Genomic DNA, 26,154 nt, shown 5'->3' on the forward strand with positions numbered 1-26,154 from the left:
ACCGGCGCCGGGGTGCTCGCTCCGCACGCGGCTCGGTCGGCGGTATGAGGCCGCCAGGGGCCGCGGCGGTCGCTGAGCGTGTGGGAAGGGACACATGCAGCCAGCGAACCCTTGGGGAACGTTCCGTTGTTTGCGCTGGTCAGCCCGGAGTTGGGGGAACGCCGACGGCGGCTGGTGCGGCGGTGGGGGCCGGGAAGGGGCGTGCACGGGGTGAGGAAATGTCAGTGACTGCCCCTAGCATGTCTGCCATGTCCCCTACGCCTTCCGCCCTTTCGGGCGCGCCCGCCCCTGCCTCCGAGGCCAACGACGCGATCCGCCGTTTCGTCTGCGCCCGGCCCAGCTGGACGTGGACGGCGCAGGACATGACGGAGTACGCGGCGCTGCTGGAGAACTGGACGCAGGCGGTGCGCGCGGAGGTCGTCGAGGCGGCGTGACGCAGCGCGCCTGACGCGGCGTCACCCGCGCCCCCGGTCACGGACGTACGGCGGCCCCCGGTGCTCCGGAGGCCGCCGCTCGCGGGTCATCCCCCGTGCTCAGCCCTCGTACTGCGCCACGATCTTGGTGTACGCGTACGGCTCCTGGTCGACGCCGCTGCAGCTGTCGCCGTCGCTGCCGGAGCCGCAGGAGCGGTCGCGGTTGACGGCCCAGTAGGCGAAGCGGGCGAGGTGGTGGGTGCGGGCGTAGTCGAGGATGGTCTTGAAGTCGTCTAGGGTGACGTTCTCGTCCGCCTCGTCGGTGTGGCCGTTCATGGAGGAGACGCCGATCTTGCGGTAGGCCTCGTCGTCGCTGTAGCCGTAGGCGGCCTTGACGTCGGCGGCGAGACCGTCGAGGGCGCTGACGGTGGCCTCGCCCATGGTGCCGGTGTGGCTGCCGAAGTCGAACGGCATGACCACCCAGCCGTCGTTGTCCAGCCCCGCCTTCGCGCCGCGGCGGATGAGGTCCTTGCCCTCGTCGGTCGGCCCCTCGGGCGTGGTGCCCATGGTGACGTAGGTGACGAGCCCCTCGTTGGCGTCCTTGACCTTCTTCAGGGCGTCGACGACGCGCTGCCGGACGGTCGCGTTGCTCATCTCGGTGTCCTCGATGTCGATGTCGAGGGCCTTGAGGTGGTACGCGTCGATGACCTTCTGGTAGGCGCCGGCCAGGGCGTCGGCGCTGGTGCACTTCTCGCCGAGCTTGTTGCCGCTCCAGCCGCCGGCGGAGATGACGACGTCGCCGCCGCCCGCGCGGATCGCGTCGATCGCCTTGGCGTCGCTGCCGCCGGTCAGCGGCCGGTCGCCGTCCCAGGCGGGGTTGCAGCCGCCGTCGGAGAGGATGAAGGCGAGGGTGAACCACTTGATGCCGGTCGCCTTCATCACCTCGGCGGGCGGCTGCGGGTCGCCCCAGCCGAGGTACTCGTAGGGCGCGGCGGCCATCGGCGGGGCCGCCTTCGGGGTGTGGGCGGGCGGCGCGGCGGCGGAGGGGCCGGCGGCGCCCGCCGTGGCGGCGGTGGCCAGGAGCGTCGCGGCCACGGCGCCGACCAGGGTGCGGCGGCGGGTGGGGGAGGTGGCGCGATCCATCAGGAGTTCTCCACTCTGCGGGACGGGGACGGGGACGGGCGGCCGGGGCGCCGGGGGCGGCCCAGCGCGGTGGACGGTGGCGCGGGTGCGTCCACCAGGTCGCGGATGACGGTGTGGTGCGGGGAGTGGCGGCACGCCGGGTCGGTGGCGGCGGCGTCCCCGGTGAGGGCGTACGCCTGGCAGCGGCAGCCGCCGAAGTCCCGCTCGCGCAGCGCGCAGCTGCGGCAGGGCTCGCGCATCCAGTCGGTGCCGCGGTAGCGGGCGAAGGCCGGGGAACGCTCCCAGATCCAGCGCAGCGACCGGTCGCGGACGCGGGGCGGGTCGAGACCGGGGAGGGCGGCGGCCGCCGGGCAGGGCAGGACGGTACCGTCGGGGGTGACGGTGAGGGAGACGGCGCCCCAGCCGCCCATGCAGGGTTTGGCGGTGCCGTCGAAGTGGTCGGGGACGACCCAGATCACCTCGACCCGGCCGTCGAGCTGCCGCCGCCGGCGCCGTACGGTCTCCTCGGCCTCGGCCAGCTGCGCGCGGGTGGGCAGCAGTTCGGCCTTGTTGAGCAGGGCCCAGCCGTAGAACTGCGTGTTGGCCAGCTCGATGCGGCCGGCGCCCCAGGCGGGGGCGAGGTCGATCAGCGCGTCGAGGGCGGCGAGGTTGTGGCGGTGCAGGACGACGTTGAGGCCGAGCGGCAGTCCGGCGTCGGTGACGAGGGCGGCGGCGCGCTCCTTCTCGGCGTGGGCGCGGCGCCGCCCGGCGATCCGGTCCCCCGCCGCCGCGTCGGCGTGCTGGACGGAGAGCTGGACGCTGCGCAGCCCGGCGCCGGTGAGGGCGGCCAGCCGTTCGCGGGTCAGCCCGACGCCGCTGGTGATCAGCTGGGTGTGGATGCCCGCCCCGTCGGCCGCGGCGACGATCTCGGTGAGGTCCGGGCGGAGCAGCGGTTCACCGCCGGAGAGATGGGCGCTGACCACGCCGAGGCCGGCGGCCTGCCGGAAGGTGTCCTGCCACTCCGCGAGCGTCAGCTCCGCGCTGCGTCCGGCGAGTTCGAGCGGGTTGGAGCAGTAGGCGCAGTGCAGCGGGCAGGCGTGGGTCAGCTCGGCCAGGAGCGCCCAGGGCGGCGGAGGCACGGGGGCCTGCGGGCCGGCGGTGGGCGCGGGCCTTTCGCCGGAGGCGGGCGGCGTGATGCCGGGTGCGGGCCCGTCGTCGGGGGCGTGCGGCGTGGCGCCGGGCGCGGACCCTTCGCCGGAGGCGGGCGGCGTGATGCCGGGCGGTGGCCCGTCGTCGGGGGCGGGGTGGGGCGTCATCGCAGCCAGCCCTCCTTCCGTACGCGGTCGAGGAAGGCGGGCACCTCGTCGGCGACCGGCGCGTCGGGGTGACGGCTCGTCAGCTCGCGCACGATCTGCGGGACGTCGCGGGTGCCGTCGCAAAGCCGCAGCACCTCGCCCGCCGAGCCCTCCAGCACCACGACGCGTTCGGGCAGGAGCAGCAGGTCGACGCCGCGGACCCGGTCGGCGCGGAGGAGGACTCCGGGGGCGGGGGCCGGGCGCCAGGCGGTCATGCCGGCGCTCCGGCCGGGTCGGCGGCGGGCGGACGGCCGCCGCGTTCGACCGCGTCGAGGAGCGACCAGAGGACCTCGCACTTGAAGGTGAGGGCGGCGACGGCGCGGTCCTGGTCCGCCTCGGTCCGGGCGCCGTCGAGGACGAGGGCGAGGGCTTCCTTGCTGTCCCGGCTGCCCTGGCCCTGCCGGTCGTGGAAGTAGGTCAGGCCGTCCCGCTCGATCCACGGGTAGTGGCGTTCGAAGGCGCCGATGCGGGTGCGCATGATGTCCGGCGCGGACAGTTCGGTCAGGGAGGCGGCGACCGCCTCCAGCGGGGAGCGCAGCCGGCAGAAGTTCACATAGCCCTCGACGGCGAGGCGGACGCCGGGCAGCACCCCGGACTCGTCCAGCAGGAGCGCGCGGTCGATCCCGGCGGCCTCGCCGAGCCGCAGCCAGCGCTCGATGCCGCCCTCGCCCTCGCGGTCGCCGTCGTGGTCGCGGATCCGCCGCAGCCACATCCGACGCAGCTCGGGCGTGCCGAGTTTCGCGGTGATCAGGGCGTCCTTGACGGGGATGTGGCGCTGATAGTGGAACCGGTTGCGGATCCAGCGGCGCAGCTCGTCCGGCGTCAACTCCCCTTCGTGCATCCGGACGTTGAAGGGATGACGGTCGTGGTAGTGCTCGCGTGCGACGGTGCGCAGGCGCTCCTCGAAGGAGGCCCGGGCCGCCGGAGGGACACGGTGGTCGGGGGTCGGGTCTCCCTGCAGGCCGTTCATGGCGCGATCTCCATCCCTTCCGCCGCGGCGCGCTCCGGTACGGCGGACGCCCGGGTGGGGGCGCCGCGCCTCGGATCGCGGGCGGCGGTGTGCGGGGTTGGTGGGGGTGAGAAGGGTGTGGGGGTGGCGTTCCGGGTGGGCGCGCGCCCGGAACGGGCCGGGCACGCGCCGCGGCGCCGGTGCATACGGCCGCCGGCCCGGCTACGGGTGCGCCCGTTGGCGGTGCACGGCGTCCGGGCCGGTCGGCGGCGGGTGCGGTCGGTGGGTCAGCGGTCGGCGAGGCGGTACGCGGTGACTTCGAGCGCGGCGTCGATCACGGTGTAACCGGGGGTGGCCCAGGCGGTCGCGGGCCGGGCGGCGCCGTGCGGACGGGGCGCGGCCGCCGGGGTCTCGGTGGAGGGTGCGTCCGCCGTGTGCGGGGTGCGTACGGTCGGCAGGCTGGTCATGGGGGTTCCGCCCTTCGCTGATACGGGTGGTGGGAACGGAGAGTTTCGGACACTGCGGCCGCACGCCCCGGGCGCCGCCCGCACCGGCCACGGCAGCGACGCCCGGAATTCCGTCAACTCAGCTGTATTTCATGCGAGTTGACGCGCGACAACCTTCGGTACGGCACCGTTCCGGCCGGCCGGGCATGCCCGGTGCACCCGCCGCGCCGTGACGCTCCGTACCGCATCGCAGAATCACCGCCCACGCGCGCCGGAGTCAATGGGGCGGGACAGCATTGGTCCGGTCCTTTTCCTCATGGGGCGCCGGCCCCATTCCCTTCCTGACGGGTAACGCGCCTGGTGGGGCGGCCTGTTCGGGGGCGCTCGGGGGCGCCTGTGGATTCCGGGGGTGGCGGCGGCATCCGGCGGCGGGCGGCGGGGGCGAGCGGTTCCGGAGGCGCGCACGGTGCGCCGGGCGGGCCTTGCCTCGCCTCCGGCTCCGCCTCGCTGCCGCGCCTTGCCACGGCCCTGGCCCCCGCCGCACGCCGGGCGTTTCCTCCGGCGGGTACCGGGCTTCGCCGCAGGTGGCGGGCGTGGCGCGGGAGTCTGAGGTGGCGGACGGCGGGACGCCGCACGGTGTCAGAGCACGCCCCGCGCTTCTCACGCCGCTGCCGGGTCTCTTGACGGTGTCCGGGGCCCGCAGTAGGTTCCCCGCCAGTCAACAAACAGGAAACTTTCCTATCAGCTTCTGGCGGTCCGCCGTCGGCCCCGTGCCCGGACGGGGTGCGGGCGAGCCGCGCTCGATTGCCGTGGCCGAACCCCGCCACGCACCGCCCGCGCCACCGCTCCCCCGGCGCTGTCCTGCCGCACCTTCCTGACCGGAGGCCCCCATGCGCAAGCGCAGCCCCTTCGACACCCACCGCCTCTCGCTCCCCAGCCTCGGTGCGTCCGCCCTGGCCGCCGGGCTACTGCTCGCCGCCGGGACGGCCAGACCGGCCACGGCCGGGCCCGTGCATCCGGCGGGCACCGGCAGCCCCGCCGCCGTGACCGATTCCGCGCCCGGCAAGCCCGTGACCGTCTCGGAGGGCTGGTCCATCCCCTGGGGGCTGAGCTGGCTCCCCGACGGGTCCGCGCTGCTGACCGAGCGGGACACCTTCAAGGTCTTCGCCCTCACCCAGGACGGCAAGAAGAAGCAGGTCGGCAAGGTCCCCGAGGTGGTGACCACCGGCGGTGAGGGCGGTCTGCTGAGCATCGCGGTGTCGCCGAAGTGGGAGAGCGGCCACCAGGTCTTCGTGATGCACACCGCCAAGGAGGGCAACCGCATCGCCCGCCTCACCTACCAGGACGGCAAGCTCAGCGGCTACACCGTGCTGGTCAAGGGGATCAAGAAGAATAAGTACCACAACGGCGGGCGCATCAAGTTCGGCCCCGACGGGCTGCTCTACGCCACCACGGGCGAGGCCCAGACCCCCGATCTGGCGCAGGACAAGAAGTCCCTCAACGGCAAGATCCTGCGGATGACACCCGACGGCAAACCGGCGCCGGGCAACCCGTTCGGCAACCTCGTCTACTCCATGGGCCACCGCAACCCGCAGGGCCTCACCTGGGACGCCCAGGGCCGCCTGTGGGAGGCGGAGTTCGGCAACGCCAAGTACGACGAGCTGAACCTCATCGAGTCGGGCAAGAACTACGGCTGGCCGGTCTGCGAGGGCAACTGCTCGGAGTCCGGGATGACCAACCCGAAGCGCCAGTGGCCGGTGAAGGACGCCTCCCCCAGCGCCGTCGCCTACGCGGACGGCGCGATCTACATGGCGGCGCTGCGCGGTCAGCGGCTCTGGCGCATCCCCGTCGACGGCACCAACGCCGGTACGCCCAAGGCGTACTACACCAAGGACTACGGGCGGCTGCGCACCGTCGAGGCCGTCCCCGGCAAGAAGGCGCTGTGGCTGACGACGACGAACGGCGACAACAACGGTGACGGCGGCGCCGGTTCGGACAAGGTGTTCCGGATCGATCTGAAGTGAGCGCGGTGGGGAACCCGCCCCGGGGCCGGGCCGTGACCGGCCGGCCCCGGGTGGGCGGCGCTCCGCCGTACGCGGGCGCCGTCCGCCTCAGCCGGTCTCGTCGGGCGCCGGCTGGACGAGGTCCACGTCGAGCGTGCGGTGGCTGCCCGCGGTGAGGGATATCGGGGTGGCGCGGGGCGGGTAGCCGGACGCGGTGAGCGTCAGGTTGCTGCCGGTCAGGTCGTCGAAGGCGAAGGCGCCGTCCGGGCCGGTGACGGTGTGGCCCGCGACCGTGCCGTCCGTCAGCACCGTCACGGCGGCGTCGGCGAGCGGCGCGCCGCCGGGGCCCCGGACCGTGCCGCGCACCGAGGCGACCGGCCGCAGCCGTATCTCCTCGCAGCCGGTGGCCCCGGAGGCGTCCGCCAGATCGACGCTGCGGGCCTCGGGCCGGTGCCCGGGGGCGCTGAAGGTCACCGTGCAGACGGTGCAGGGCAGTTCGCGGATCTCCCAGCGGCCGTCGGCGCCGGTGGTCGCGCGGCCCACCGCCTCGCCGCCGGCATCGGTGACGATGACCTCGCCGCCGGCGAGCGCGGTGCCCCGCTCCCCGCCGGACAGCGTGCCGGCGAGCCGCGCGGCGCCGGTCAGCGTGAGCAGCACGTCCACGGTGGCGTCGCCGCAGGTCAGGGCGAGGGCGTGCGGGGTGTGGCCGGGGGCGGCGCCGGTGAGGACGTAGCTGCCCGCGCCCGGGTCCGGGAGGGTGAAGCGCCCCTCGGCGTCGGTGGTGGTGACTCCGGCCTGGCGGCCCCGCCGGTCGATGAGGGTGACGCTCGCCCCCGCAACGGGCGCACCGGCCGCGGTCCGGATGCCGCCGCGCACGCCGGTGAGGCCGGCCGCACCGGCCCGGTCGGCCTCACCGGCCCGGCCTTCGGCGGGCCCGGCGGGGTGCGCGCCGCCGGTCTCCGTCTCCCCGTCGGTGTTCCCGGCGACGAGGGTGGGGCGGGTGGCACGGCGCTGGGAGGGCAGGAACGCGGCGAAGACGACGCCGAGGACCACCGCGCCCGTGGCGATCACGAAGGAGACCCGGAACCCGGCCATCGTCGGGTAGGTGACCGGCCCCTTGGTGGTGGACATATGGGCCAGGACCATGCCGATGACGGCGCTGGACACGGAGGTCCCGATCGAACGCATCAGGGTGTTCAGGCCGTTGGCGGCGCCGGTCTCGGACGGGTCGACGGCGCCGACGATCAGGGCGGGCAGCGAGGAGTACGCCAGGCCGATGCCGGCGCCCACGACCACCGCGATGATGACCGTCTGCCAGGGGGCGTTCATCAGGCCGATGCCGGCGCCGTAGCCGATGCCGATGATCAGCATGCCCAGGAGCAGGGTGGCCTTCGGGCCGCGGCGGGCGGCGAGGCGGGCGTAGACCGGGGCGGTCAGCATCATCGTCAGGCCGAGCGGCGCCACGCACAGACCGGCGACCAGCATCGGCTGGCCCAGGCCGTAGCCGGTGGAGGTCGGCAGCTGGAGCACCTGGGGCAGCACCAGGGAGATGGCGTAGAAGGCGACGCCGACGGTGATGGACGCGAGGTTGGTGAGGAGGACCTCGCGGCGGGCGCTGGTGCGCAGGTCCACGAGCGGGTCGGCGAGGCGGAGTTCCATCACGCCCCACAGCACCAGGATCAGCACGGCGAGGCCGAACAGTCCGAGGGTGGTGGGGGAACCCCAGCCCCAGTCGCTGCCCTTGGTGATCGGCAGGAGCAGCGCGATCAGACCGGCGGACAGCCCCAGGGCGCCGAGCAGGTCGAAGCGTCCGGGTGCCCGGACGGAGGTCTCCGGCACGACGAGCAGGGTCAGCAGTATCGACAGGACGCCGAGCCCGGCGGCGAGGAAGAACAGGGCGTGCCAGTCGGCGTGCTGGGCGACGAGGGCGGCGACGGGCAGGGCGAGGCCGCCGCCGACGCCGATGGACGAACTCATCAGGGCCATCGCCGAACCGAGGCGTTCCTTGGGGAGTTCGTCGCGCATGATGCCGATGCCGAGCGGTATCGCGCCCATGGCGAAGCCCTGGAGCGCCCGGCCGACGATCATGACGATCAGGTTGTCGGTGAAGCCGCAGATCAGCGAGCCGACGACCATGACGGCGAGGCTGGCGAGAAGCATCTTCCGCTTGCCGGAGAGGTCGCCGAGGCGCCCCATGATGGGCGTGGCGACGGCACCGGAGAGCAGGGTGGCGGTCAGTACCCAGGTGGCGTTGCTCGGTGCCGTGCCCAGCAGCGTCGGCAGGTCCTTGATGACCGGCACGAGCAGCGTCTGCATCACGGCGACGACGATGCCGCAGAAGGCGAGGACGGGGACGAGGCCGCCGGATCTCCGCTCCTTTGCGGGGTCGGACACCGGGAGCGCGGCGGTGGGCGGCGCGCTCCTGGGTGGCTGCTGCGTCGTCGTCTGGGTCATGCCTGCGGCCTCCGGGCGGAGTGGAACGGATACGGATCGGGCCCGTCCGGCCGCTTCGGTGCGGCCGGACGGCGTGGTCGGTCTCGGGTGCGGCGGTGCGCCGCGGGCAGCGGTCGTCCCGTACGCGGCCGCATCCGGTGGGCGCGACGGTGTCCGCACGGGTCCCGGCGCGCGGCGGGGCCTCGGGCCGGGCGGCCCGGGCACGGCGGTGTGCGCCGGTGTCGGGGTGACGGTCGATGGCCGCGCGGGGCGGTCAACGTCAGGGTGGAGAAAGGGTGTTGGCGCGGCGGTGGCTTCGGTGGGGCGAGGTCAGGGTGTCGGGGTGCCGCGTGGCGGGCCAGGTACGTGCATACCGAACGTTGTATGCGGTGGCCGTATTCCGGCGCGATCTCGTCCATGCCGCGAGATGCGGGTGATCTGGGTCACTCCCCTGCCCGCCGTCAGGTGTCGCTCCGTCATCGGCCCTCCCCCGTTGTCGTTTTCGCTGCTGATCCGGCCGGGCGGCCGGCGGCTCGCCCGGATGCGGCCCCGGACCGCGGGCGGCCGGACGGCGTCCGGGCCGCGGCGGCCGCGGTCTATCCGGCCACGGTTCCCAGTCAACAGCACACCACTGACAACGGGTTGACCGCGAGCGGCGCCGAAGTGCTCAACACGCAAAGAAAGGGCCGGGTTCGCCACCCGGCCCTTTCCCGCCCCCTCCCGTATCCCGCAGCTCAGGCGTCGTGGAAGACGATCCCGAGGCAGTGGCGGCTGCCGGAGCGGACCGTGCTGACGCCGTGCCGGATCTGCCCCGCCGACCAGCCGCGGGCGGAGCGCACCGGGCGGTCGCGGGTGGTGAAGACGAGGCCGCGGCCCTGTTCCAGCACGGTTGTGGTGCCGCGGGACTGGGCGCGCGGACGCTGCTCGACGAGGAGGAATTCGCCTCCGGTGTAGTCGTCGCCGGGGACGTCGAGGCCGATGACGACCTGGAGCGGGAAGACCATGTCTCCGAAGAGGTCGCGGTGGAGGGCGTTCCAGTCGCCGGGGCCGTAGCGCAGCAGGATCTGGGAGGACCGATCCTGACCTGCGGCGTGGCACTGCTCCAGCCAGGCGTCCAGGGTGTCGGGCCAGGGCGCGGGACGGCCGAGCCGGTCTGCCCAGTCGCGGGCGACGGGCAGCAGCAACGGGTAGAGCGCGGCACGCAGTTGGCGGACCGGCTCGGGCAGCGGGTACGCGAAGTAGCGGTACTGACCGGACCCGAAGCGGTGGCGGGCCATGTCCACGGTGGAGCGGAAGAGGTCGGTCCGGTCATACAGGGCGATGAGGTCGCGGCACTCCGCGGGGGTGAGCAGCGGCGGCGTCATCGCGCAGCCCAGGGTGTCGAGCTCCGCGGCCAGGGCCTGCGGGTCCGTGGCGGCGACGCGGGCCGCGAGGCCGGAGCGGTCGGGGTGGCGGAGGGTGGTCGTGGACATGCGGGGCTCCGGTGCGGGCGGGTCGGGGGCCGTGGCGCGCCCCGGTCGCGACCGGGGCGCCGGGGGTCACGCGGTGCGGGGCAGGGCGTTCTCCAGGCGGAGCAGCTGCTCCTTGCGCTCGGGTCCGGCCGCGTACCCGGAGAGGGAGCCGTCGGCGCCGATCACGCGGTGGCAGGGCCGGACGATGAGCACCGGGTTGGCGCCGATGGCGGTCCCCAGGGCGCGGACGGCTCCGGGGGCGGCGCCGATCTCGGCGGTCAGCTTGCCGTAGCTGGTGGTGGTGCCGTACGGGATGGCTTCGAGGGCCTTCCAGACGCGCTCGCGGAACTCCGTGCCCGGGGTGGCGATTTCGAGGGTGAAGTCGGTGAGCTCGCCGTCGAAGTAGGCGCGGAGCTGGCGGATGACCTCGGTGAAGGCCGCCGGGTCGTGGGTCCAGCCGTCCTGGACGGAGGCGCCGCCCTTCTGGCCGGGCAGGGACAGGGCGGTCAGCGCGGTGCCGCCGACGGCCGTCGCCGACACCTCGCCCACCAGGAGGATCTCGCCCAGCGGGCTGTCGTACGTGGCGTAGTGGGTCATGAGGCTGTCCGTTCCTTAAGATTCTCGGCCGTACACGCTCCACTGTGCGGTACGGCCGGGGCTCTCGCTGGCGGAAATCGGACACGGCGCTCCGGTGGGGGCGGAGCGGCCTCGCGGACGCGGACGGACGCCCGGCGGCCTCGGGCACACGGCCGCCGCCGGTGCCCGGGGCGCCGGTCAGGCCGGTGGCATCGGCCAGTCGTCCAGGCCGCCGCCGCGCCATTCGACGAGGCGGGGGTCGTCGAGCGTGATGTCCTCGGCCGGTTCGCAGAGTCCGGCCCGGCGCAGGAACTCGGCCACATCGCCGCGGCCGTGGGCCAGACCCACGATCTGGCCGTGCACGGTGACGCGGCGCCCACCGGAGGACGACGGCGGATGCACGATGACGGGCGGGTGCTCTGTCATGCCTCCAGCCTGCGACGGGGTCCGCGGCCTCGCATGTCGGCCCGGTCCGCGGCGTCCCGTCCGGCGCGCCGGGCGGCCCGTACGGACAAGCCCCGGCCGGTCGGGGGGGGGGATCCGGCCGGGGCGGCTGAGGTGCGGGCCCGGAGGCGGTCGCCCCTCGGCGAAAGGCACTGTGGGGCTTCAGCCGAACGATCATCCCCACAGGCGGAGGGTTAGGCCCGGGGACACTGTTCCTCCGGCACCCGCACTCAGGAGAACAGCGAACCGGGGAGCGGTGTTCCGCCCCGCCCCGGTGACGGTGGCCACGCGCCCGCCCCGGCGGGACCACCCTGCCAAGACCCCCGTCCGGGCCTCTTCCGGGTCGCTCCCCGCCGGGGCGGAGACTCAGGTCAGACCTTCAGCGGCTGGATCGCCGTAGGCGCGTGGCCGGGCTCGGTCGCCAGCTCCTCCCACTCGTTGACCTTGTCGATCTCGGCACCGGCCATCGAGATGTTGGTGATCCGCTCCAGGATCGCCTCGACGACCACCGGGACGCGGTGCTCGGCGGCGAGCTTCTTCGCCTCCTCGAACGCGGGCAGCAGCTGCTCGGGCTCGGTCACCCGGATCGCCTTGCAGCCCAGCCCCTCGGCGACCTTGACGTGGTCGACGCCGTAGACGCCCAGCTCGGGGGTGTTGATGTTCTCGAACTCCAGGTTGACCTGGAAGTCGATGTCGAAGTTGCGCTGCGCCTGGCGGATCAGCCCCAGGTAGGCGTTGTTCACCAGGACGTGGACGTACGGGATGCGGTGCTGGGCGCCGACCGCCAGTTCCTCGATCATGAACTGGAAGTCGTAGTCGCCGGAGAGCGCGACCACCGGGGTGTCCGGGTCGGCGGTGGCCACGCCGAGGGCGGCGGGGATGGTCCAGCCGAGCGGTCCGGCCTGGCCGCAGTTGATCCAGTGGCGCGGCTTGTAGACGTGCAGCAGCTGCGCGCCGGCGATCTGCGAGAGGCCGATGGTGGTGACGTAGCGGGTGTCGGGCCCGAACGCCTTGTTCATCTCCTGGTAGACGCGCTGCGGCTTGATCGGGACGTTGTCGAAGTGGGTACGCCGCTGGAGCCGCGCGCGGCGCTCCTGGGTGGCGGCGGCCCACGCACCGCGATCGGGCAGTGCGCCCGCGGCCTGCTGCTCCCTGGCGACCTCGACGAACAGCTCCAGCGCCGCCCTGGCGTCGGAGGCGATGCCGTAGTCCGGGGCGAAGATCTTGCCGATCTGGGTGGGCTCGATGTCGACGTGCACGAAGGTGCGGCCCTCGGTGTAGACATCGAGCTTGCCGGTGTGGCGGTTGGCCCAGCGGTTGCCGATGCCGAGGACGAAGTCGGAGGCGAGGAGGGTGGCGTTGCCGTAGCGGTGGGAGGTCTGCAGGCCCACCATGCCGGCGTTCAGCTCGTGGTCGTCGGGGAGGATGCCCCAGCCCATCAGGGTGGGGACGACCGGGACGCCGGTCAGCTCGGCGAACTCGACCAGCAGCTCGCAGGCGTCGGCGTTGATGATGCCGCCGCCGGCGACGATCAGCGGGCGCTCGGCCGCGTTGAGGAGGGCGAGGGCCTTCTCGATCTGGGCGCGGGTGGCGGCGGGCTTGAAGGCGGGCAGCGGCTCGTAGGTCTCCGGGTCGAAGTCGATCTCCGTCATCTGGACGTCGATCGGCAGGTCGATGAGGACCGGGCCGGGGCGTCCGGAGCGCATCAGGTGGAACGCCTGCTGGAAGACGCCGGGGACCTGTGCCGCCTCGGTGACGGTGGTCGCCGCCTTGGTGACGGGCCCGGCGATGGCGGCGATGTCGACGGCCTGGAAGTCCTCCTTCTGCATCACCGCGACCGGTGCCTGGCCGGTGATGCAGAGGATCGGGATGGAGTCGCCGGTCGCGGAGTACAGGCCGGTGATCATGTCGGTGCCGGCCGGGCCCGAGGTGCCGATGCAGACGCCGATGTTGCCGGGGTGGGTGCGGGTGTACCCCTCGGCCATGTGGGAGGCGCCCTCGACGTGGCGGGCGAGCGTGTGGTCGATCCCGCCCGCGGCCTTGAGCGCCGCGTAGAAGGGGTTGATCGCCGCGCCCGGGACTCCGAAGGCGTGGGAGATGCCCTCCCGCTTGAGGATCTCCACCGCGGCGCGGGCGGCTGTCATTCGAGGCATCGCGTACTCCTGCGTCGGCCTGTCAGGGGCGTGGTCCGGCGAGAGACCGAACCCGATCAATTCCGCATCATGGAATTCATGTTTTGCTTTATGGAAGGAAAGTAGAGCGCGGTGCGGGGCCCGTCAAGAGATCCGGTGGCGGCGGAGGTACGGCGGCGCCCGTCCGGGTCGCTACGGACACGCCAACTCCCGCTTTTTATATGAGAGTTGGTGCATCGGGCCGCCCCACTCCGGACCTGCCCCCGGCGGCCGGTACCGTCACGTCCGGCCGCCAGACGGCCGCCGGGCGCCGCGCCCGGACCCCGTCGAGATCAGGAGTACCGCCCGTGCGCCACGCCGCCGTGACCCCCGCAGGTGACCGCATCCGCTGGATCGAGCACCCAGGCGACGGGACCGGGCGGCCGGCCCGCGTCTATCTGCACGGGCTCGGCGCCTCCTCGCCCGTCTACTGGAGCGCCACCGCGGCCCACCCCCTGCTCGCCGGGCCCCGGGCGCTCCTGCTGGATCTGCTCGGCTTCGGCATCAGCGACCGGCCGGCGGCGTTCCCGTACACGATGGAGGCGCACGCCGACGCGGTGGCGGCGGCGCTGGAGGCGGCCGGGGTGTCGGGCGCGCAGGTGGTGGCGCACAGCATGGGCGGCACGGTCGCCGTGCTGCTGGCGGCGCGGCATCCGCGGCTGGTGTCGCGGCTGGTGCTGGTCGACGCCAATCTCGACGCGCTGGAGCCGGAGCGGGGCGCGGGCGGCAGCCGCGGGATCGCGGCGCGGACGGCGGAGGAGTTCCGGACCGGCGACGCGGAGACCGCCGCCGCGACGGGCAGCGAGTGGTGGGCCACGATGCGGCTGGCCGGGCGGGATGCGGTGCACCGCAGCGCGGTCGACCTGGTCCGCGGGACGACGCCGTCAGTCCGGGAGGTGCTGTGCGGTCTGCCGGTCCCCCGGACGTTCCTGTACCCGGCCGACGACGGGCCCTTCCCCGGTGCGGACGGGCTGACCGCGGCGGGTGTCGCGGTGGTGGGCCTGCCCGGCTGCGGGCACAACATGATGCTGGACGCCCCGGAGGAGTTCGCCCGGGCGACGGCCGCGGCGCTGGCGTAGCCCGCCCCGGCACACGGAAAACCGCCGGTCCCCCCGCGGCTGTCGGGGGCGCCGGCGGTCGAAGCCGTACGGGGCGCGCGGCCGTGGCGGCGCGCCCCGTACGGGTTCAGCGGATCGGCATCCCGGAGAGGGTCCGGGCGATCACCAGGCGCTGGATCTCGCTGGTGCCCTCGAAGATCGTGTAGATCGCGGCGTCGCGGTGCATCCGCTCGACCGGGTACTCCCGGGTGAAGCCGTTGCCGCCGAGGATCTGGACGGCCTGGGCGGTGACCTTCTTGGCGGTCTCGCTCGCGAACAGCTTCGACTGCGAGCCCTCGGCGGCCGTGAACGGCTTGCCGTTGACCGCCATCCAGGAGGCCCGCCACACCAGCAGCCGGGCCGCGTCGATCGAGGTGCGCATGTCGGCCAGCTGGAAGGCGACGCCCTGGTTGTCGATGATCGGGCGGCCGAACTGCTCGCGGGTCTTCGCGTACTCCAGGGCCTCCTCGTACGCGGCGCGGGCGGTGCCGACGGCCATCGCGCCGACGGCCGGGCGGGACGCCTCGAAGGTGGCCATCGCGGCGTTCTTGACGCGCTCACCGCCGCCCGCCTTCGCGCGCTCGCGGGCGCGGGCCAGGCGCTCGTCCAGCTTCTGCTTGCCGCCCAGCAGGCAGCTGCCGGGGATGCGGACGTCCTCCAGGACGACCTCGGCGGTGTGCGAGGCGCGGATGCCGTGCTTCTGGAACTTCTGCCCCTGGGACAGGCCGGGCGTGTTCGGCGGCACGATGAAGGAGGCGTGGCCCTTGGAGCCCAGCTCCGCGTCGACGACCGCGACAACGACGTGGACATTGGCGATGCCGCCGTTGGTCGCCCAGGTCTTGGTGCCGTTGAGGACCCATTCGTCCGCGGCCTCGTCGTAGACGGCGCGGGTGCGCATGGAGGCGACGTCCGAGCCGGCGTCCGGCTCGGAGGAGCAGAAGGCGGCGACCTTGACGTCGTCGGGGGTGCCGTACATCTGGGGTATCCAGGTGCCGATCTGCTCCTCGGTGCCGTTGGCGAGGACGCCGACGGCGGCGAGGCCGGTGCCGACGATCGACAGGGCGATGCCCGCGTCGCCCCAGAAAAGCTCCTCCATCGCCATGGGGATGCCGAGGCCGGTGGGGTCGAAGTACTGCTGGGCGTAGAAGTCGAGCGAGTAGATGCCGATCTTGGCGGCCTCCTGGATGACCGGCCAGGGCGTCTCCTCGCGCTCGTCCCACTCGGCGGCCGCGGGACGCATGACATCCGCGGCGAAGCCGTGGATCCAGTCCCGGACCTCCTTCTGCTCGTCGTTCAGCTCCATGATGAACTCGGCCATGTCCCCTCCAGCGGTACGCGCCACATCAGGCGTTACTTACGGTAACAGGAGTCTGTTACTCGTGAGTAGGCGTGTCAACTCCCCCGCTGGCGGCAGGCACCGCGCGGCACGGGTGTTACGTTGCGCGAGCACCACGGATTCACAAGGGCGGGGAGCTGGACCATGGAGAGCACCGAGCGGGACGGCAGGCGGCAGACGACCGCGGACCGGCGGCGTGAGCTGCTGGAGGCGGCCGAGCGGATCGTCCTGCGCGACGGCCCGGAGGCGTCGATGAACGCCATCGCCGCCGAGGCCGGGATCACCAAACCGATCCTCTACCGCCACTTCGGCGACAAGGGCGGCCTCTACCGCGCCCTCGCGGTCCGCCACACCGACGGACTGCTGGCCGGGCTGCGGGCGGCGCTGGCCTCCCCCGTGCCGCGCCGCGAGCGGGTCGAGGCCACCCTCGACACCTATCTCCTCGCCATCGAGACCCGGCCGCAGGTCTACCGCTTCCTGATGCACCCGGCCGACGAGGCGACGCCCGCCGAGTCCGGGTTCGACGTCGGACGGCACTCCGCCCCGCTGCTGCGCCGCCTCGGCGAGGAGCTGGCGGAGGTGATCAGCGAACGCCTCGCCCTCGGCCCGGCGGGCGAGGAGAAGGCGCGCGTCTGGGGCCACGGCATCGTCGGCATGATGCACGCCGCCGGCGACTGGTGGCTGCGCGAACGCCCCTGCTCACGGCAGCAGTTGGTGACCCATCTGACGGATCTGCTGTGGGGCCAGCTGGCCGCGATCGAGGACCGGCCGGACGGTCCCGGGTTCTGAGCCGCAGGCGTCGCGGGAGCGGCCCGCGGCGCCCGGCGTCAGCGGGCGCCCGCCGTCTCCTTCGCCCACGGGGCGCGGGCCGCGGCGCGCAGCGCGCGGCGGCGGCGCAGCCCGGTGAGCCGGTCCACGTAGAGGCCGCCCTCCAGGTGGTCGCACTCGTGCTGGAGGCAGCGCGCGAAGAAGCCGGTGCCCTCGACCCGCAGCGGTGCGCCGGTCCGGTCGAAGCCCTCCACCACGGCCTCGTCGTGGCGCGGGGTGCCGGCCTCGATGCCGGGCAGCGAGAGGCAGCCCTCGGGGCCGCGCACGACCGGCCCGTCCGTGCCGGCCGGCTGCGGGTTGACGAGGTGGCCGAGGTGGCGGCGGTCCTCGTCGTCGGGGCAGTCGTAGACGAACACCCGCAGCGGGACGCCGATCTGGTTGGCGGCCAGGCCCACGCCGCGCGCCGCGTACATCGTCGCGAACATGTCCTCGATCAGCCGGGACAGCTCGCCGTCGAACGACGTGACCTCCCGGCAGGGGGCCGAAAGGACCGGATCGCCCAGCAGTCGGAGGGGGCGCGGTTGCCCGGTACGGCCGGGAATGGTGCGAGGCGGCATGGGGACCAGCGTACGGTCCCCCGGGGACCGGATGACCTCTCAGGGGTGGCGGGGTTCGGGCACAGGCCCGGATCTCGATAGGCTGATCCCCGACCGAAGCCTCCGGACGGGTCCTGGGCCGCGGAGGAGGCGTTCCACCGGCAGCCCGGAGGGCAGGCGGGCGCCGGATGCAAGGAGGATCAAGGACGATGGCAGGCAACACGGAGCCGCTGTCGCCGCGGGCCAAGCTGGCCGTGACGGCGGGCAGAGCCGCGGCGGCGGTATCGCGCGCGGCGGGCCGCGGCAGCGGATCGGTGATCGGCGGCCGGGTGGCACTCAAGCTCGACCCCGACCTGCTGGCCCGGCTGGCACGTCATCTGGATGTCGTGCTCGTGTCCGCGACGAACGGCAAGACGACCACGACCCGGCTGATCGCCGAGGCGCTGCGGGCCGGTGGCCCGGTGGTCTCGAACGCGCTGGGCGCCAACATGCCGGCGGGGATCACCTCCGCGCTGGCGGGCGGCTCGGACGCCAAGTTCGGCGTGATCGAGGTCGACGAGAAGTACCTCGCCGGTGTCGCGCGGGACGTCACACCCAAGGCCATAGCGCTGCTGAACCTCTCGCGCGACCAGCTCGACCGCGCGGCGGAGACCCGGATGCTGGCCGAGCACTGGCGCGAGGGCCTCTCCGGCTCCAAGGCGCTGATCATCGCCAACGCCGACGACCCGCTCATCGTGTGGGCGGCGTCCTCGTCGGCGAACGTGGTGTGGGTCGCGGCCGGCCAGGAGTGGAAGGACGACGCCTGGTCGTGCCCGTCGTGCGGCGGTGTGATGCAGCGCCCGGACGACGACTGGTTCTGCGGTGAGTGCGGCTTCCGCCGCCCCACGCCGAGCTGGGCCCTGTCGGGCGACTACGTCCTCGACCCGCACGGCAGCGCCTGGCCGATCAAGCTGCAGCTGCCCGGCCGGGCCAACAAGGCGAACGCGACGACGTCCGCCGCGGTGGCCGCCGCCTTCGGCGTGCCCCCGCAGGTGGCGCTGGAGCGGATGTACAGCGTGCAGGCGGTCGCCGGCCGCTACGACGTGGTGTCGTTCATGGAGCGGGAGCTGCGGCTGCTGCTGGCGAAGAACCCGGCCGGCTGGCTGGAGACGTTCTCGCTGATCGACCCGCCGCCCACCCCGGTGATCATGTCCGTCAACGCCCGGGGCGCGGACGGCACCGACACCTCCTGGCTGTGGGACGTCGACTACACCCGTCTCGCCGGGCACCCGCTGTTCGTGCTGGGCGACCGGAAGCTGGACCTCGCGGTCCGCCTGGAGGTCGCGGGGCTCGACTTCGAGGTCTGCGACAGCCTCGACCAGGCGGTGCAGATGGCGCCGCCCGGCCGCATCGAGGTCATCGCCAACTACACGGCCTTCCAGGACCTGCGTCGGCGCGTGGGCAACTGATGGCGATGGAACGACAAGGACGAGCGAGAATGAGCGACAACAGCCTGCGGCTGGTGTGGGTCTACCCGGACCTGCTGAGCACCTACGGCGACCAGGGCAACGCGCTGGTCGTGGAGCGCCGGGCCCGGCAGCGCGGCCTGGACGTGCAGCGCCTCGACGTACGGTCCGACCAGCCGATCCCCACCTCCGGTGACATCTACCTGATCGGCGGCGGCGAGGACCGGCCGCAGCGGCTGGCGGCCGAGCGGCTGCTGCGCGACGGCGGGCTGAACCGCGCCGTCTCCAACGGCGCGATCGTCTTCTCGGTGTGCGCCGGGTACCAGATCCTCGGTCACGAGTTCATCAACGACCAGGACAAGCAGCAGCAGGGCCTGGGCCTCCTCGACGTGGTGAGCACCCGCGGCGAGGCGGAGCGGTGCGTCGGTGACGTCCTCGCCGACATCGACCCGCAGCTCAACCTCCCGCCGCTGACCGGCTTCGAGAACCACCAGGGCGTCACGCACCTGGGGCCGACGGCCCGCCCGTTCGCGAAGGTCCGCTTCGGCAACGGCAACGGCGTCGGCGACGGCTTCGAGGGCGCCTGGCAGGACACCGTCTTCGGCACCTACATGCACGGCCCGGTGATGGCGCGCAACCCGCACATCGCGGACCTGCTGCTGAAGCTGGCCCTGGACGTCAACGCCCTGCCGCCGGCCGACGACCGGTGGTACGAGGCGCTGCGTCAGGAGCGGATCGCCGCCGCCACCGCGACCGCCTGACGGCCGCCGCGCCGGGCACCTCCCGCGCGGCCACGCCCCATCCCGTACGCCCGCAGTCCCGCACTGCGGGCGTACGTGTGCGTTCGGGCTCCGCGCTTGTAGGGTGAGCGCCATCCCACCGGACGACGGGGTCCGGGCCTCCCCGCTCTACCTTGCAGAGGGTTTCCGGCATGCGTATTGGTGTACTCACCTCCGGCGGCGACTGCCCCGGTCTGAACGCCGTCATCCGCTCCGTCGTCCATCGCGCCACGGCCGACCACGGCGACGAGGTCATCGGCTTCCACGACGGCTGGAAGGGCCTGCTGGAGTGCGATTACCGCAAGCTCGATCTGGATGCCGTGGGCGGCATCCTGGCGCTGGGCGGCACCATCCTCGGCTCGTCCCGGGTGCAGCCGGCGCAGCTGCGCGACGGCGTCGAGCGGGCCCGCGGGCACGTCGCCGACCTGGGTCTGGACGCGATCATCCCGATCGGCGGCGAGGGCACGCTGAAGGCGGCGCGGCTGCTGTCGGACGCCGGGCTGCCGATCGTCGGCGTACCGAAGACCATCGACAACGACATCGCGGTCACCGATGTGACGTTCGGCTTCGACACCGCGGTGGGGGTGGCGACGGAGGCGCTGGACCGGCTGAAGACGACCGCCGAGTCGCATCAGCGGGTGCTGATCGTCGAGGTGATGGGGCGGCACACCGGCTGGATCGCGCTGCACTCGGGCATGGCCGCGGGCGCGCACGCGATCGTGGTGCCGGAGCGGCCGTTCGACATCGAGGAGCTGGCGGAGCGCGTCGGGGAGCGGTTCGCGGCGGGCAAGAAGTTCGCGATCGTGGTGGCGGCCGAGGGCGCGAAGCCGCGTGAGGGGTCGATGCGGTTCGAGGTCGGCGACACCGACATGTACGGGCACGAGCGGTTCGCCGGGGTGGCGCGGCAGCTGGCCCGCGAGCTGGAGCACCGGCTCGGCAAGGAGGCCCGCCCGGTGATCCTCGGCCATGTGCAGCGCGGCGGGACGCCGACCGCGTACGACCGGGTGCTGGCGACCCGCTTCGGCTGGCACGCGGTGGAGGCGGTGCACCGCGGGGAGTTCGGGATGATGACGGCGCTGCGCGGGACGGACATCACGCTGGTGCCGCTGGCGGAGGCGGTCGAGACGCTGAAGACGGTGCCGGGCGATCGCTACGCCGAGGCCGAGTGCGTGCTGTGACCGGCGGCCGCGCCCGCGGGTAGGCGCGCCGTGTGAACCGCCCCCGGCCGAGGCAGGCGCCGGGGGCGGTTCTAGTCTGGTCGCCGGAGTATCGGTACGAACCAGGAGCGAGCGGATGGATCACAGCGGGCACGGCATGACGATGGATCTGCCGCCGTTCACGCTGGGGCGGGGGATGGAGTTCGGCGGTGATCCGTTCTTTCTCGTGGGCTCCCTGCTGGCGCTGGTGCTGTACGGCTGGGCGGTGGCGCGGCTGCGGCGGCGCGGGGACGCCTGGCCGGTGGGGCGGACGGTCGCCTGGGTGATCGGCGTGCTGACCGTCGCGCTGGTGATGTGCACCAAGCTCAACGACTACGGCATGGTCATGTTCAGCGTGCACATGGTGCAGCACATGGTGATCTCCATGCTGTCGCCGATCCTGCTGCTGCTCGGGGCGCCGGTGACGCTGACGCTGCGCGCGCTCCCGGCCGCCGGACGGGGCCGCAAGGGCCCGCGGGAGCTGCTGGTGGCGTTCCTGCACAGCCGGTACGTGCGGATCATCTCGCACCCGGCGTTCACCATCCCGCTGTTCATCGCGAGCCTCTACGCGCTGTACTTCTCGCCGCTCTTCGACTTCCTGATGGGGTCGCGGGTGGGGCACATCGCGATGATGGTGCACTTCCTGGCGGTGGGCCTGGCGTTCTTCTGGCCGATCATGGGCGTGGACCCGGGGCCGCACCGGCCCGGCTACGTGATGCGGATGCTGGAGCTGTTCGCGGGCATGCCCTTCCACGCGTTCTTCGGCATCGCGCTGATGATGGGCACCGAGCCGATGGTCGGCACCTATCTGCACCCGCCGGCCTCGCTGGGCATCGATGCGCTCTCCGACCAGATGGCGGCCGGCGGCATCGCGTGGGCGTTCAGCGAGATCCCGTCGGTGGTGGTGCTGATCGCGCTGGTCTACCAGTGGTACAAGTCCGAGGAGCGGCAGTCGCAGCGGGCGGACCGGGCGGCGGAGCGCAACGGCGATCAGGACCTGGCGGACTACAACGCGTATCTGGCGTCGCTGAACGCGCGCGGGCGCTGACGCGGGCGGACGGATGGCGGCGCGGGCCGCGGCCGGGGACGATGGGTCCCGGGCCGCGGCCCGCCGTCGTTGTGCCCGCGGCCCCCGTTGAGGAGGTACGCCGATGAGCGGATCCACGAGGACGATGACCGGGCTCACGGTGGCCGGGCTGGTGGTGGCGACCGCGTACAGCGTGGCGCTGGGCGGCAGTCCGTGGGTGTGGCTCACATGGCTGGTGGTGGCGCTGGCGACGGCGGCGATGGTGGTGACCGGCCGGCGGTGAGCCCGCCGGGCTCCGGCGGAGCGCGAGCGGCTCAGAAGCGGAACAGCGGCCCGGTGGCGGCGTCCATGGTGCAGGCGTTGGCGAAGGTGCGCTCCCAGTCGATGCGCGCGCCCCGCCAGACGCCCTCGGCGGAGACCGTCACCGGGTCGTACTGCTTGGTGCAGGCGTGCGGCCGGCCGCGCAGGGCGTCGAGGTCGCCGCGGGCCCAGGTCAGTTCGGAGCAGGCGGCGTCGTGCTGCGGATGGTGGTCGCGGCCGTCGGGGCAGCGCAGCAGGACGCCGCGGATCCAGGTGTGCGCGGTGTCCGAGACGGTGAGGAAGAGGCCCCGGTCCTCCTGGGGTTCGGCGGCTTCGGCGGGGCGGGCGGGGGCGACGGCCACCGCGGTGACGAGGGCGGCGGCGGTGACCGCGGTGGCGCGGGCCGCTCGGCGGCGTCGGCTGACGGGCATGGGGCGTCTCCTGGGCGCTCGTGGGGGTGGGCGGCACCGGCGCGCCCGACCGGCCGTGGTGGCCGGGCGGGCGCGCCCGTGACCGCCTCAGCGCACCGCGCGCGGGGCCGGGCGGCAAGCGGGCTCGCCGTGCGGTCGCCCGGACGGCGCCCGGGTGCGCGGGGCCCGTCAGGCGCCGTCGGCGAGCGGTCCGACGGGCGTGCGGCGGACCACGTCCACCAGCGACCGGTCGGTGATCTTCAGGCTCGGGGAGACGGCGAGCGTGAGCGTGGAGACGCTCATGAAGGGGTTGAGGTGGTCCCAGCCCCAGGCGTCGAGGGCGGCGCGGACCGCCCGGGAGCGGCGGACCGTCTCCTCCGCGGGTGCGGGCGACATCACGCCGCCGACCGGCAGCGGCAGGCTCGCCGCCACCGTGCCGCCGAGCGCGACGGCCACCCCGCCGCCGGCGGCGACCACGTCCTGCGCGGCGGCGGCCATCGCGGCGCGTGAGGTGCCGATGGTGACGAGGTTGTGGCTGTCGTGGGCGTACGTGGTGGCCAGCGCGCCGTCGGCGAGGGTGCGGCCCAGCAGCGGCGCGAAGACGCATCCGGCGCGCCCGTACCGGTTGCGGACCCGCACGACGGTGGCGCGGCCCTCCCACGCCACCTCGCCGTCGCGGACCGGCAGGTCGAGCGCGTCTTCCTCGGTGTAGGTGTCGCGGGGGTTGAGGCGCAGCGCGCGGAAGCGGTGGACGCCGTCGGGGAGGTCGGTGTGCCAGCGGAAGCCGTCGGCGGTCTGCGGTTCGACGTGGACGGTGCCGGTGAGGGCGCCGGGGCCGGCGGTGGTGGCGGTGGGGGCGGCCGCCTCGGGGACGGCGACGGCGTCACGGGCCACGACGCGGCCGCCGGCCAGGACCAGTGCCGGGTCGAAGGCGGCCAGCTCGCCGCGGAGGAGGACGAGGTCGGCGCGCTTGCCCGGGGCGACCACTCCCCTGTCGTACAGGCGCAGCCGCTGGGCCGGGTTCCAGGTCAGGGCGCGCAGCACCGCCTCGGCGGGGAGCCCGGCGCGGACGGCGGTGCGGGCGATGTGGTCGAGGTGGCCGTGGGTGAGGATGTGGTCGGCCGCGAGGTCGTCGGTGACCAGGCAGAACGGCGGGAGCTGCGGGAGCGCGAGGAGCGCCTGGGCGACCTCGGGGAGCAGGCACTTCTCCTGGAGCATCATCAGCATGCCCAGGCGGGCCTTCTCCAGGACGACCTCGGTGCGGTTCTTGGTGTGGTCGGAGTCGACGCCGGTGGCGAGGTAGGCGCTGAGGTCGGCGCCGCTGAGGTTGGGGCAGTGGCCGTCGAGGATCATGCCGCGGCGGCGGGCGGCGCCGACCACGTCGCGCATCCGGGGGTCGCCGCCGACGACGGCGCGGTAGTCCATGACCTCGCCGAGGGCGATGACGCCGGGCCAGCCGAGCATCTCGTCGATGTCGTCGGCGGTGAGGCTCGCCCCGGCGTGCTCCAGGCCCTCCAGGGCGGGGACGCAGGAGGGGACGCCCCACAGCTGGGTCTGGGCGGTGGCGGCGCCCGCGTCGATCATCCAGCGCATGGCGGCGGCGCCGGCCACGTTGACGATCTCGTGCGGGTCGGCGAGGACGGTGGTGGTGCCGCGGGCCAGGGTGAGGGCGGCGAAGGTCTGCGGGGTGAGGAACGAGCTCTCGATGTGCATGTGCGCGTCGACGAAGCCGGGCGCGATCAGCAGACCGGTGGCGTCCAGGTGTTCCCGGGCGTCGGCGGGGGTGCCGGGCGGCAGGACGCCGCTGATCAGGTCGTCGCGTACCAGGACGTCGGCGGCGAACCGTTCGCCGGTGAAGCTGGACACCACCTGGCCGCCGCTGATCCTCAGGTCGTGCGGGCGGGGGGAGGTCATGGGCGTATCTCCTCGTGCGGATGCGGTGGGCGGGGGCCGCGGGTGTCAGGTGGCGAGCGTGTAGAAGTAGTAGCCGAGCGGGATCAGGACGATCCACAGGCCCCACGGGATCTCGCGGAAGCGTCCGGCGACGGCCTTGACCAGGACGTGGGCGGTCAGGCCGACGGCGATGCCGGTGCCGAAGTTGCCGAAGAAGAGGGTCGTGGCGACGGTGAGGGCGGCCGGGACGGCGTCGGTCGGATCGGTGAAGTCGATCTTGCGCAGGGTGCCGAGCATGGTCAGGCCCACGTACATCAGCACCGGTGCGGTCGCCGCCGGCGGGATCAGCGTGGCGAACGGCGTGACGAGCAGCAGCGCGGCGAAGCCGAGCGCCGCCCAGACCGAGGCGAGGCCGGTGCGGGCACCGCTGTCGGCGCCCGCCGAGGACTCCAGGTAGGCGGTCATGCTGGGCGCGCCGAGGGCCGCGCCGCCGATGACGGCGCCGGAGTCGACGTAGAAGGGCTTGCGGACGCCGGGGAGGTTGCCGTCCGCGTCGGTGAGTCCGGCGCGGCCCGCGACGGCGAGCAGCGTGCCAGTCATCGAGAAGAACTCGGAGACGAAGAAGGCGAAGATGTACGGGAAGTACTCGGGCTTGAGGGCGCCGAGGACGTCGATGTGGAAGACGGCCGGGCCGGGGCTGTCCGGCAGGGCCAGCAGCCGGTCGGGCAGGTGGGTCACGCCGAGCGGGATGCCGGCGAGGGTGATGACGGCGATGGTGATCAGGAACGCGCCGGGGACCTTGCGGGTGGCGAGCGCGGTGAGCAGCACGAGTCCGGCCAGGGCCAGCAGCCCGGTCGGGGAGGCGAGGTCGCCGACGGTGAGCGCGGCACTGTCCGGCCGGGCCTTGACGAGGCCGCTGTCGCGGAAGCCGATCAGGGCGATGTAGAGGCCGAGGCCGCCGCTGATGGCGTACTTGAGGTGGCGCGGCATCATGCGGGTGACGAGGTCGCGGATGCCGAGCACGGTCAGCAGCAGGAAGGCGACGCCGGACCAGAGGACCATGCCGAGCGCGGCGTCCCAGGGGACCTTGTCCTGGCCGACGATGGTGACGGCGAGCAGGGCGACGCCGCCGAGCCCCGGGGCGACGACGAAGGGGAGGTTGGCGACGAGGCCCATGGCCAGCGTCGCCAGGACGATCGCGATGAGGACGGCGGTGGTGGCGGCGCCGTGCGGGATCCCGGCCTTGGCGAGCTGGCTGGGCACGACGACGACCGCGTAGGCGGCCGCCACGAACATCGACAGCCCCGCCAGCGCCTCGGTCCGCGGGGTGCTGCCGCGCTCCCGTACCCGGAAGAGCCGCTCCAGGCGGGAGGCGGGCGCCGGGGAGCCCGGCGGGGCCGGGGCCGTCGGGTCGGCGGCGCGTGCGTCGGTACGGGGCATGAACACCTCGGAGGAGGACGGGGCGGACCCGGAAAGTCTCTCCCGGGCCGGCCGCTGAGCGTCGTGCAACCGGTTGCAGAGACCGGTTGCAGACAGCATGCCATGCGGGGCGGCGTCAAGGGAAGATCCGGCCGGGCGGCTTGACGTGGTGCGGAGTGGCCGTCGCCGCCCGGGAGAGCGGGGCCGGTGGGCACCGTGCCCGCGGGCGGGTAGGTTCGCCGCGGGGCGTGCGCAGCGCGCGGGAGGCCGGGACGGAGAGGGCAGCGGTGGACGTGATCGCGGTCATGGAAGCGCTCGCCGGACAGGGCATCACGGTGCTCGTCAAGGCCGACGCCGAACGGATGGCTCAGGGCCGTGCGGCATGGACCGTCGTGGCCACCGGCGCGCCGCTGCACGAGGACGTGCTGGTGCGGACCGACGGCGCATCGGTGGAGCAGTGCCTCGCGCTCTGCCTGCCGCGCCTGCGCGAGCGGGGCTTCACGCTTCCCGGCTGAGCGCGGAAGC

Annotated in this window: 25 protein-coding genes; 10 read left to right on the forward strand and 15 right to left on the reverse strand. The window is 73.7% G+C overall.

Features of this window, described 5'->3' with window-relative positions; genetic code table 11:
* Nucleotides 1–248: 248 nt before the first annotated feature.
* Nucleotides 249–434, forward strand: a complete 186-nt coding sequence (locus ABT345_RS04325; RefSeq protein WP_345081678.1) for a hypothetical protein — start codon at nucleotides 249–251, stop codon at nucleotides 432–434.
* Nucleotides 435–533: 99 nt separating this feature from the next.
* On the opposite strand, the gene ABT345_RS04330 is transcribed toward ABT345_RS04325, so the two are convergent.
* The 5 genes from ABT345_RS04330 to ABT345_RS04350 form a co-directional block, all read right to left on the reverse strand.
* The gene (locus ABT345_RS04330) at nucleotides 534–1,556 is read right to left on the reverse strand and encodes a chitinase (RefSeq protein WP_345081681.1); all 1,023 of its coding nucleotides are present in this window, start codon (nucleotides 1,554–1,556) and stop codon (nucleotides 534–536) included.
* Nucleotides 1,556–2,851, reverse strand: coding sequence for a pyrroloquinoline quinone biosynthesis protein PqqE (pqqE, locus tag ABT345_RS04335; protein WP_345081684.1), 1,296 nt, complete (start codon nucleotides 2,849–2,851; stop codon nucleotides 1,556–1,558). Before pqqE ends, ABT345_RS04330 begins: the two co-directional genes overlap by 1 nt.
* A complete protein-coding gene (gene pqqD / locus ABT345_RS04340) occupies nucleotides 2,848–3,105 on the reverse strand; it encodes a pyrroloquinoline quinone biosynthesis peptide chaperone PqqD (RefSeq protein WP_345081686.1) in 258 nt (85 codons plus the stop codon). Before pqqD ends, pqqE begins: the two co-directional genes overlap by 4 nt.
* A complete protein-coding gene (pqqC, locus tag ABT345_RS04345) occupies nucleotides 3,102–3,860 on the reverse strand; it encodes a pyrroloquinoline-quinone synthase PqqC (protein WP_345081689.1) in 759 nt (252 codons plus the stop codon). Before pqqC ends, pqqD begins: the two co-directional genes overlap by 4 nt.
* A gap of 266 nt (nucleotides 3,861–4,126) precedes the next feature.
* The gene (locus ABT345_RS04350) at nucleotides 4,127–4,306 is read right to left on the reverse strand and encodes a pyrroloquinoline quinone precursor peptide PqqA (RefSeq protein ID WP_345081692.1); all 180 of its coding nucleotides are present in this window, start codon (nucleotides 4,304–4,306) and stop codon (nucleotides 4,127–4,129) included.
* 869 nt (nucleotides 4,307–5,175) lie between these two features.
* Here ABT345_RS04350 and ABT345_RS04355 point away from each other — a divergent pair.
* Entirely contained in the window at nucleotides 5,176–6,309 is a 1,134-nt protein-coding gene (locus ABT345_RS04355; RefSeq protein WP_345081696.1) for a PQQ-dependent sugar dehydrogenase, read from the forward strand.
* Nucleotides 6,310–6,396: 87 nt separating this feature from the next.
* Here the strand turns inward: ABT345_RS04355 and ABT345_RS04360 are convergent, their stop codons facing one another.
* The 5 genes from ABT345_RS04360 to gcl form a co-directional block, all read right to left on the reverse strand.
* Complete coding sequence (locus tag ABT345_RS04360) at nucleotides 6,397–8,742, reverse strand: MFS transporter (RefSeq protein ID WP_345081699.1); 2,346 nt, start codon at nucleotides 8,740–8,742, stop codon at nucleotides 6,397–6,399.
* 713 nt (nucleotides 8,743–9,455) lie between these two features.
* Nucleotides 9,456–10,193: a 2OG-Fe(II) oxygenase gene (locus ABT345_RS04365; RefSeq protein ID WP_345081702.1), complete on the reverse strand. Its 738-nt coding sequence runs from the start codon at nucleotides 10,191–10,193 to the stop codon at nucleotides 9,456–9,458.
* 66 nt (nucleotides 10,194–10,259) lie between these two features.
* The gene (locus ABT345_RS04370; RefSeq protein WP_345081705.1) at nucleotides 10,260–10,769 is read right to left on the reverse strand and encodes a methylated-DNA--[protein]-cysteine S-methyltransferase; all 510 of its coding nucleotides are present in this window, start codon (nucleotides 10,767–10,769) and stop codon (nucleotides 10,260–10,262) included.
* A gap of 177 nt (nucleotides 10,770–10,946) precedes the next feature.
* Nucleotides 10,947–11,174, reverse strand: a complete 228-nt coding sequence (locus ABT345_RS04375) for a hypothetical protein (protein WP_345081708.1) — start codon at nucleotides 11,172–11,174, stop codon at nucleotides 10,947–10,949.
* A 389-nt stretch (nucleotides 11,175–11,563) separates the two neighbouring features.
* On the reverse strand, nucleotides 11,564–13,345 hold the full coding sequence (gcl, locus tag ABT345_RS04380; protein ID WP_345081710.1) for a glyoxylate carboligase: 1,782 nt from the start codon (nucleotides 13,343–13,345) through the stop codon (nucleotides 11,564–11,566).
* Nucleotides 13,346–13,671: 326 nt separating this feature from the next.
* Here gcl and ABT345_RS04385 point away from each other — a divergent pair, with 326 nt between their 5' ends.
* Nucleotides 13,672–14,442, forward strand: coding sequence for an alpha/beta fold hydrolase (locus ABT345_RS04385; RefSeq protein ID WP_345081713.1), 771 nt, complete (start codon nucleotides 13,672–13,674; stop codon nucleotides 14,440–14,442).
* A gap of 106 nt (nucleotides 14,443–14,548) precedes the next feature.
* On the opposite strand, the gene ABT345_RS04390 is transcribed toward ABT345_RS04385, so the two are convergent.
* Nucleotides 14,549–15,778, reverse strand: coding sequence for an acyl-CoA dehydrogenase family protein (locus tag ABT345_RS04390; protein ID WP_345081716.1), 1,230 nt, complete (start codon nucleotides 15,776–15,778; stop codon nucleotides 14,549–14,551).
* Between the two features lie 162 nt (nucleotides 15,779–15,940).
* Here ABT345_RS04390 and ABT345_RS04395 point away from each other — a divergent pair, with 162 nt between their 5' ends.
* Nucleotides 15,941–16,585: a TetR/AcrR family transcriptional regulator gene (locus ABT345_RS04395; protein WP_345081719.1), complete on the forward strand. Its 645-nt coding sequence runs from the start codon at nucleotides 15,941–15,943 to the stop codon at nucleotides 16,583–16,585.
* 38 nt (nucleotides 16,586–16,623) lie between these two features.
* Here the strand turns inward: ABT345_RS04395 and def are convergent, their stop codons facing one another.
* The gene (gene def / locus ABT345_RS04400) at nucleotides 16,624–17,181 is read right to left on the reverse strand and encodes a peptide deformylase (protein WP_345081723.1); all 558 of its coding nucleotides are present in this window, start codon (nucleotides 17,179–17,181) and stop codon (nucleotides 16,624–16,626) included.
* Between the two features lie 188 nt (nucleotides 17,182–17,369).
* Here def and ABT345_RS04405 point away from each other — a divergent pair, with 188 nt between their 5' ends.
* The 5 genes from ABT345_RS04405 to ABT345_RS04425 all read left to right on the forward strand — a co-directional run bounded on the left by ABT345_RS04405 (nucleotide 17,370) and on the right by ABT345_RS04425 (nucleotide 21,890).
* A complete protein-coding gene (locus ABT345_RS04405; protein WP_345081726.1) occupies nucleotides 17,370–18,608 on the forward strand; it encodes a MurT ligase domain-containing protein in 1,239 nt (412 codons plus the stop codon).
* A 29-nt stretch (nucleotides 18,609–18,637) separates the two neighbouring features.
* On the forward strand, nucleotides 18,638–19,366 hold the full coding sequence (locus ABT345_RS04410) for a type 1 glutamine amidotransferase (RefSeq protein ID WP_345081729.1): 729 nt from the start codon (nucleotides 18,638–18,640) through the stop codon (nucleotides 19,364–19,366).
* 170 nt (nucleotides 19,367–19,536) lie between these two features.
* Nucleotides 19,537–20,562 carry a 6-phosphofructokinase gene (locus tag ABT345_RS04415; RefSeq protein WP_345081732.1) on the forward strand — a complete coding sequence of 342 codons (1,026 nt, stop codon included), beginning with the start codon at nucleotides 19,537–19,539 and terminating at the stop codon, nucleotides 20,560–20,562.
* A 115-nt stretch (nucleotides 20,563–20,677) separates the two neighbouring features.
* Entirely contained in the window at nucleotides 20,678–21,628 is a 951-nt protein-coding gene (locus ABT345_RS04420; protein ID WP_345081735.1) for a cytochrome c oxidase assembly protein, read from the forward strand.
* A gap of 103 nt (nucleotides 21,629–21,731) precedes the next feature.
* Entirely contained in the window at nucleotides 21,732–21,890 is a 159-nt protein-coding gene (locus ABT345_RS04425; RefSeq protein ID WP_345081738.1) for a hypothetical protein, read from the forward strand.
* A 31-nt stretch (nucleotides 21,891–21,921) separates the two neighbouring features.
* On the opposite strand, the gene ABT345_RS04430 is transcribed toward ABT345_RS04425, so the two are convergent.
* The 3 genes from ABT345_RS04430 to ABT345_RS04440 form a co-directional block, all read right to left on the reverse strand.
* Nucleotides 21,922–22,338: an SSI family serine proteinase inhibitor gene (locus tag ABT345_RS04430; RefSeq protein WP_345081741.1), complete on the reverse strand. Its 417-nt coding sequence runs from the start codon at nucleotides 22,336–22,338 to the stop codon at nucleotides 21,922–21,924.
* A gap of 168 nt (nucleotides 22,339–22,506) precedes the next feature.
* Complete coding sequence (locus tag ABT345_RS04435; protein WP_345081743.1) at nucleotides 22,507–24,231, reverse strand: adenine deaminase C-terminal domain-containing protein; 1,725 nt, start codon at nucleotides 24,229–24,231, stop codon at nucleotides 22,507–22,509.
* Nucleotides 24,232–24,276: 45 nt separating this feature from the next.
* Complete coding sequence (locus ABT345_RS04440; RefSeq protein ID WP_345081746.1) at nucleotides 24,277–25,650, reverse strand: NCS2 family permease; 1,374 nt, start codon at nucleotides 25,648–25,650, stop codon at nucleotides 24,277–24,279.
* Nucleotides 25,651–25,916: 266 nt separating this feature from the next.
* Here ABT345_RS04440 and ABT345_RS04445 point away from each other — a divergent pair, with 266 nt between their 5' ends.
* Nucleotides 25,917–26,144 (forward strand): hypothetical protein, encoded by a 228-nt coding sequence (locus ABT345_RS04445; RefSeq protein ID WP_345081749.1) that lies wholly within the window; start codon nucleotides 25,917–25,919, stop codon nucleotides 26,142–26,144.
* The last annotated feature ends 10 nt before the right edge of the window (nucleotides 26,145–26,154 follow it).

This window comes from Streptomyces sp. NPDC000404, from assembly GCF_040300365.1.
GTDB lineage: Bacteria > Actinomycetota > Actinomycetes > Streptomycetales > Streptomycetaceae > Streptomyces > Streptomyces ramulosus.

What these genes read in the sequence shown, in the direction of transcription:
- pqqE (WP_345081684.1), bottom strand. Translation starts at nt 2,851, where the DNA reads ATGACGCCCCACCCCGCCCCCGACGACGGGCCACCGCCCGGCATCACG.
- ABT345_RS04405 (WP_345081726.1), top strand. Translation starts at nt 17,370, where the DNA reads ATGGCAGGCAACACGGAGCCGCTGTCGCCGCGGGCCAAGCTGGCCGTG.
- ABT345_RS04360 (WP_345081699.1), bottom strand. Translation starts at nt 8,742, where the DNA reads ATGACCCAGACGACGACGCAGCAGCCACCCAGGAGCGCGCCGCCCACC.
- ABT345_RS04375 (WP_345081708.1), bottom strand. Translation starts at nt 11,174, where the DNA reads ATGACAGAGCACCCGCCCGTCATCGTGCATCCGCCGTCGTCCTCCGGT.
- ABT345_RS04390 (WP_345081716.1), bottom strand. Translation starts at nt 15,778, where the DNA reads ATGGCCGAGTTCATCATGGAGCTGAACGACGAGCAGAAGGAGGTCCGG.
- ABT345_RS04355 (WP_345081696.1), top strand. Translation starts at nt 5,176, where the DNA reads ATGCGCAAGCGCAGCCCCTTCGACACCCACCGCCTCTCGCTCCCCAGC.
- pqqD (WP_345081686.1), bottom strand. Translation starts at nt 3,105, where the DNA reads ATGACCGCCTGGCGCCCGGCCCCCGCCCCCGGAGTCCTCCTCCGCGCC.
- ABT345_RS04440 (WP_345081746.1), bottom strand. Translation starts at nt 25,650, where the DNA reads ATGCCCCGTACCGACGCACGCGCCGCCGACCCGACGGCCCCGGCCCCG.
- ABT345_RS04435 (WP_345081743.1), bottom strand. Translation starts at nt 24,231, where the DNA reads ATGACCTCCCCCCGCCCGCACGACCTGAGGATCAGCGGCGGCCAGGTG.
- ABT345_RS04395 (WP_345081719.1), top strand. Translation starts at nt 15,941, where the DNA reads ATGGAGAGCACCGAGCGGGACGGCAGGCGGCAGACGACCGCGGACCGG.
- ABT345_RS04350 (WP_345081692.1), bottom strand. Translation starts at nt 4,306, where the DNA reads ATGACCAGCCTGCCGACCGTACGCACCCCGCACACGGCGGACGCACCC.
- pqqC (WP_345081689.1), bottom strand. Translation starts at nt 3,860, where the DNA reads ATGAACGGCCTGCAGGGAGACCCGACCCCCGACCACCGTGTCCCTCCG.
- ABT345_RS04410 (WP_345081729.1), top strand. Translation starts at nt 18,638, where the DNA reads ATGAGCGACAACAGCCTGCGGCTGGTGTGGGTCTACCCGGACCTGCTG.
- ABT345_RS04325 (WP_345081678.1), top strand. Translation starts at nt 249, where the DNA reads ATGTCCCCTACGCCTTCCGCCCTTTCGGGCGCGCCCGCCCCTGCCTCC.
- ABT345_RS04430 (WP_345081741.1), bottom strand. Translation starts at nt 22,338, where the DNA reads ATGCCCGTCAGCCGACGCCGCCGAGCGGCCCGCGCCACCGCGGTCACC.
- ABT345_RS04370 (WP_345081705.1), bottom strand. Translation starts at nt 10,769, where the DNA reads ATGACCCACTACGCCACGTACGACAGCCCGCTGGGCGAGATCCTCCTG.
- ABT345_RS04330 (WP_345081681.1), bottom strand. Translation starts at nt 1,556, where the DNA reads ATGGATCGCGCCACCTCCCCCACCCGCCGCCGCACCCTGGTCGGCGCC.
- ABT345_RS04365 (WP_345081702.1), bottom strand. Translation starts at nt 10,193, where the DNA reads ATGTCCACGACCACCCTCCGCCACCCCGACCGCTCCGGCCTCGCGGCC.
- ABT345_RS04425 (WP_345081738.1), top strand. Translation starts at nt 21,732, where the DNA reads ATGAGCGGATCCACGAGGACGATGACCGGGCTCACGGTGGCCGGGCTG.
- def (WP_345081723.1), bottom strand. Translation starts at nt 17,181, where the DNA reads ATGCCGCCTCGCACCATTCCCGGCCGTACCGGGCAACCGCGCCCCCTC.
- ABT345_RS04420 (WP_345081735.1), top strand. Translation starts at nt 20,678, where the DNA reads ATGGATCACAGCGGGCACGGCATGACGATGGATCTGCCGCCGTTCACG.
- gcl (WP_345081710.1), bottom strand. Translation starts at nt 13,345, where the DNA reads ATGCCTCGAATGACAGCCGCCCGCGCCGCGGTGGAGATCCTCAAGCGG.
- ABT345_RS04415 (WP_345081732.1), top strand. Translation starts at nt 19,537, where the DNA reads ATGCGTATTGGTGTACTCACCTCCGGCGGCGACTGCCCCGGTCTGAAC.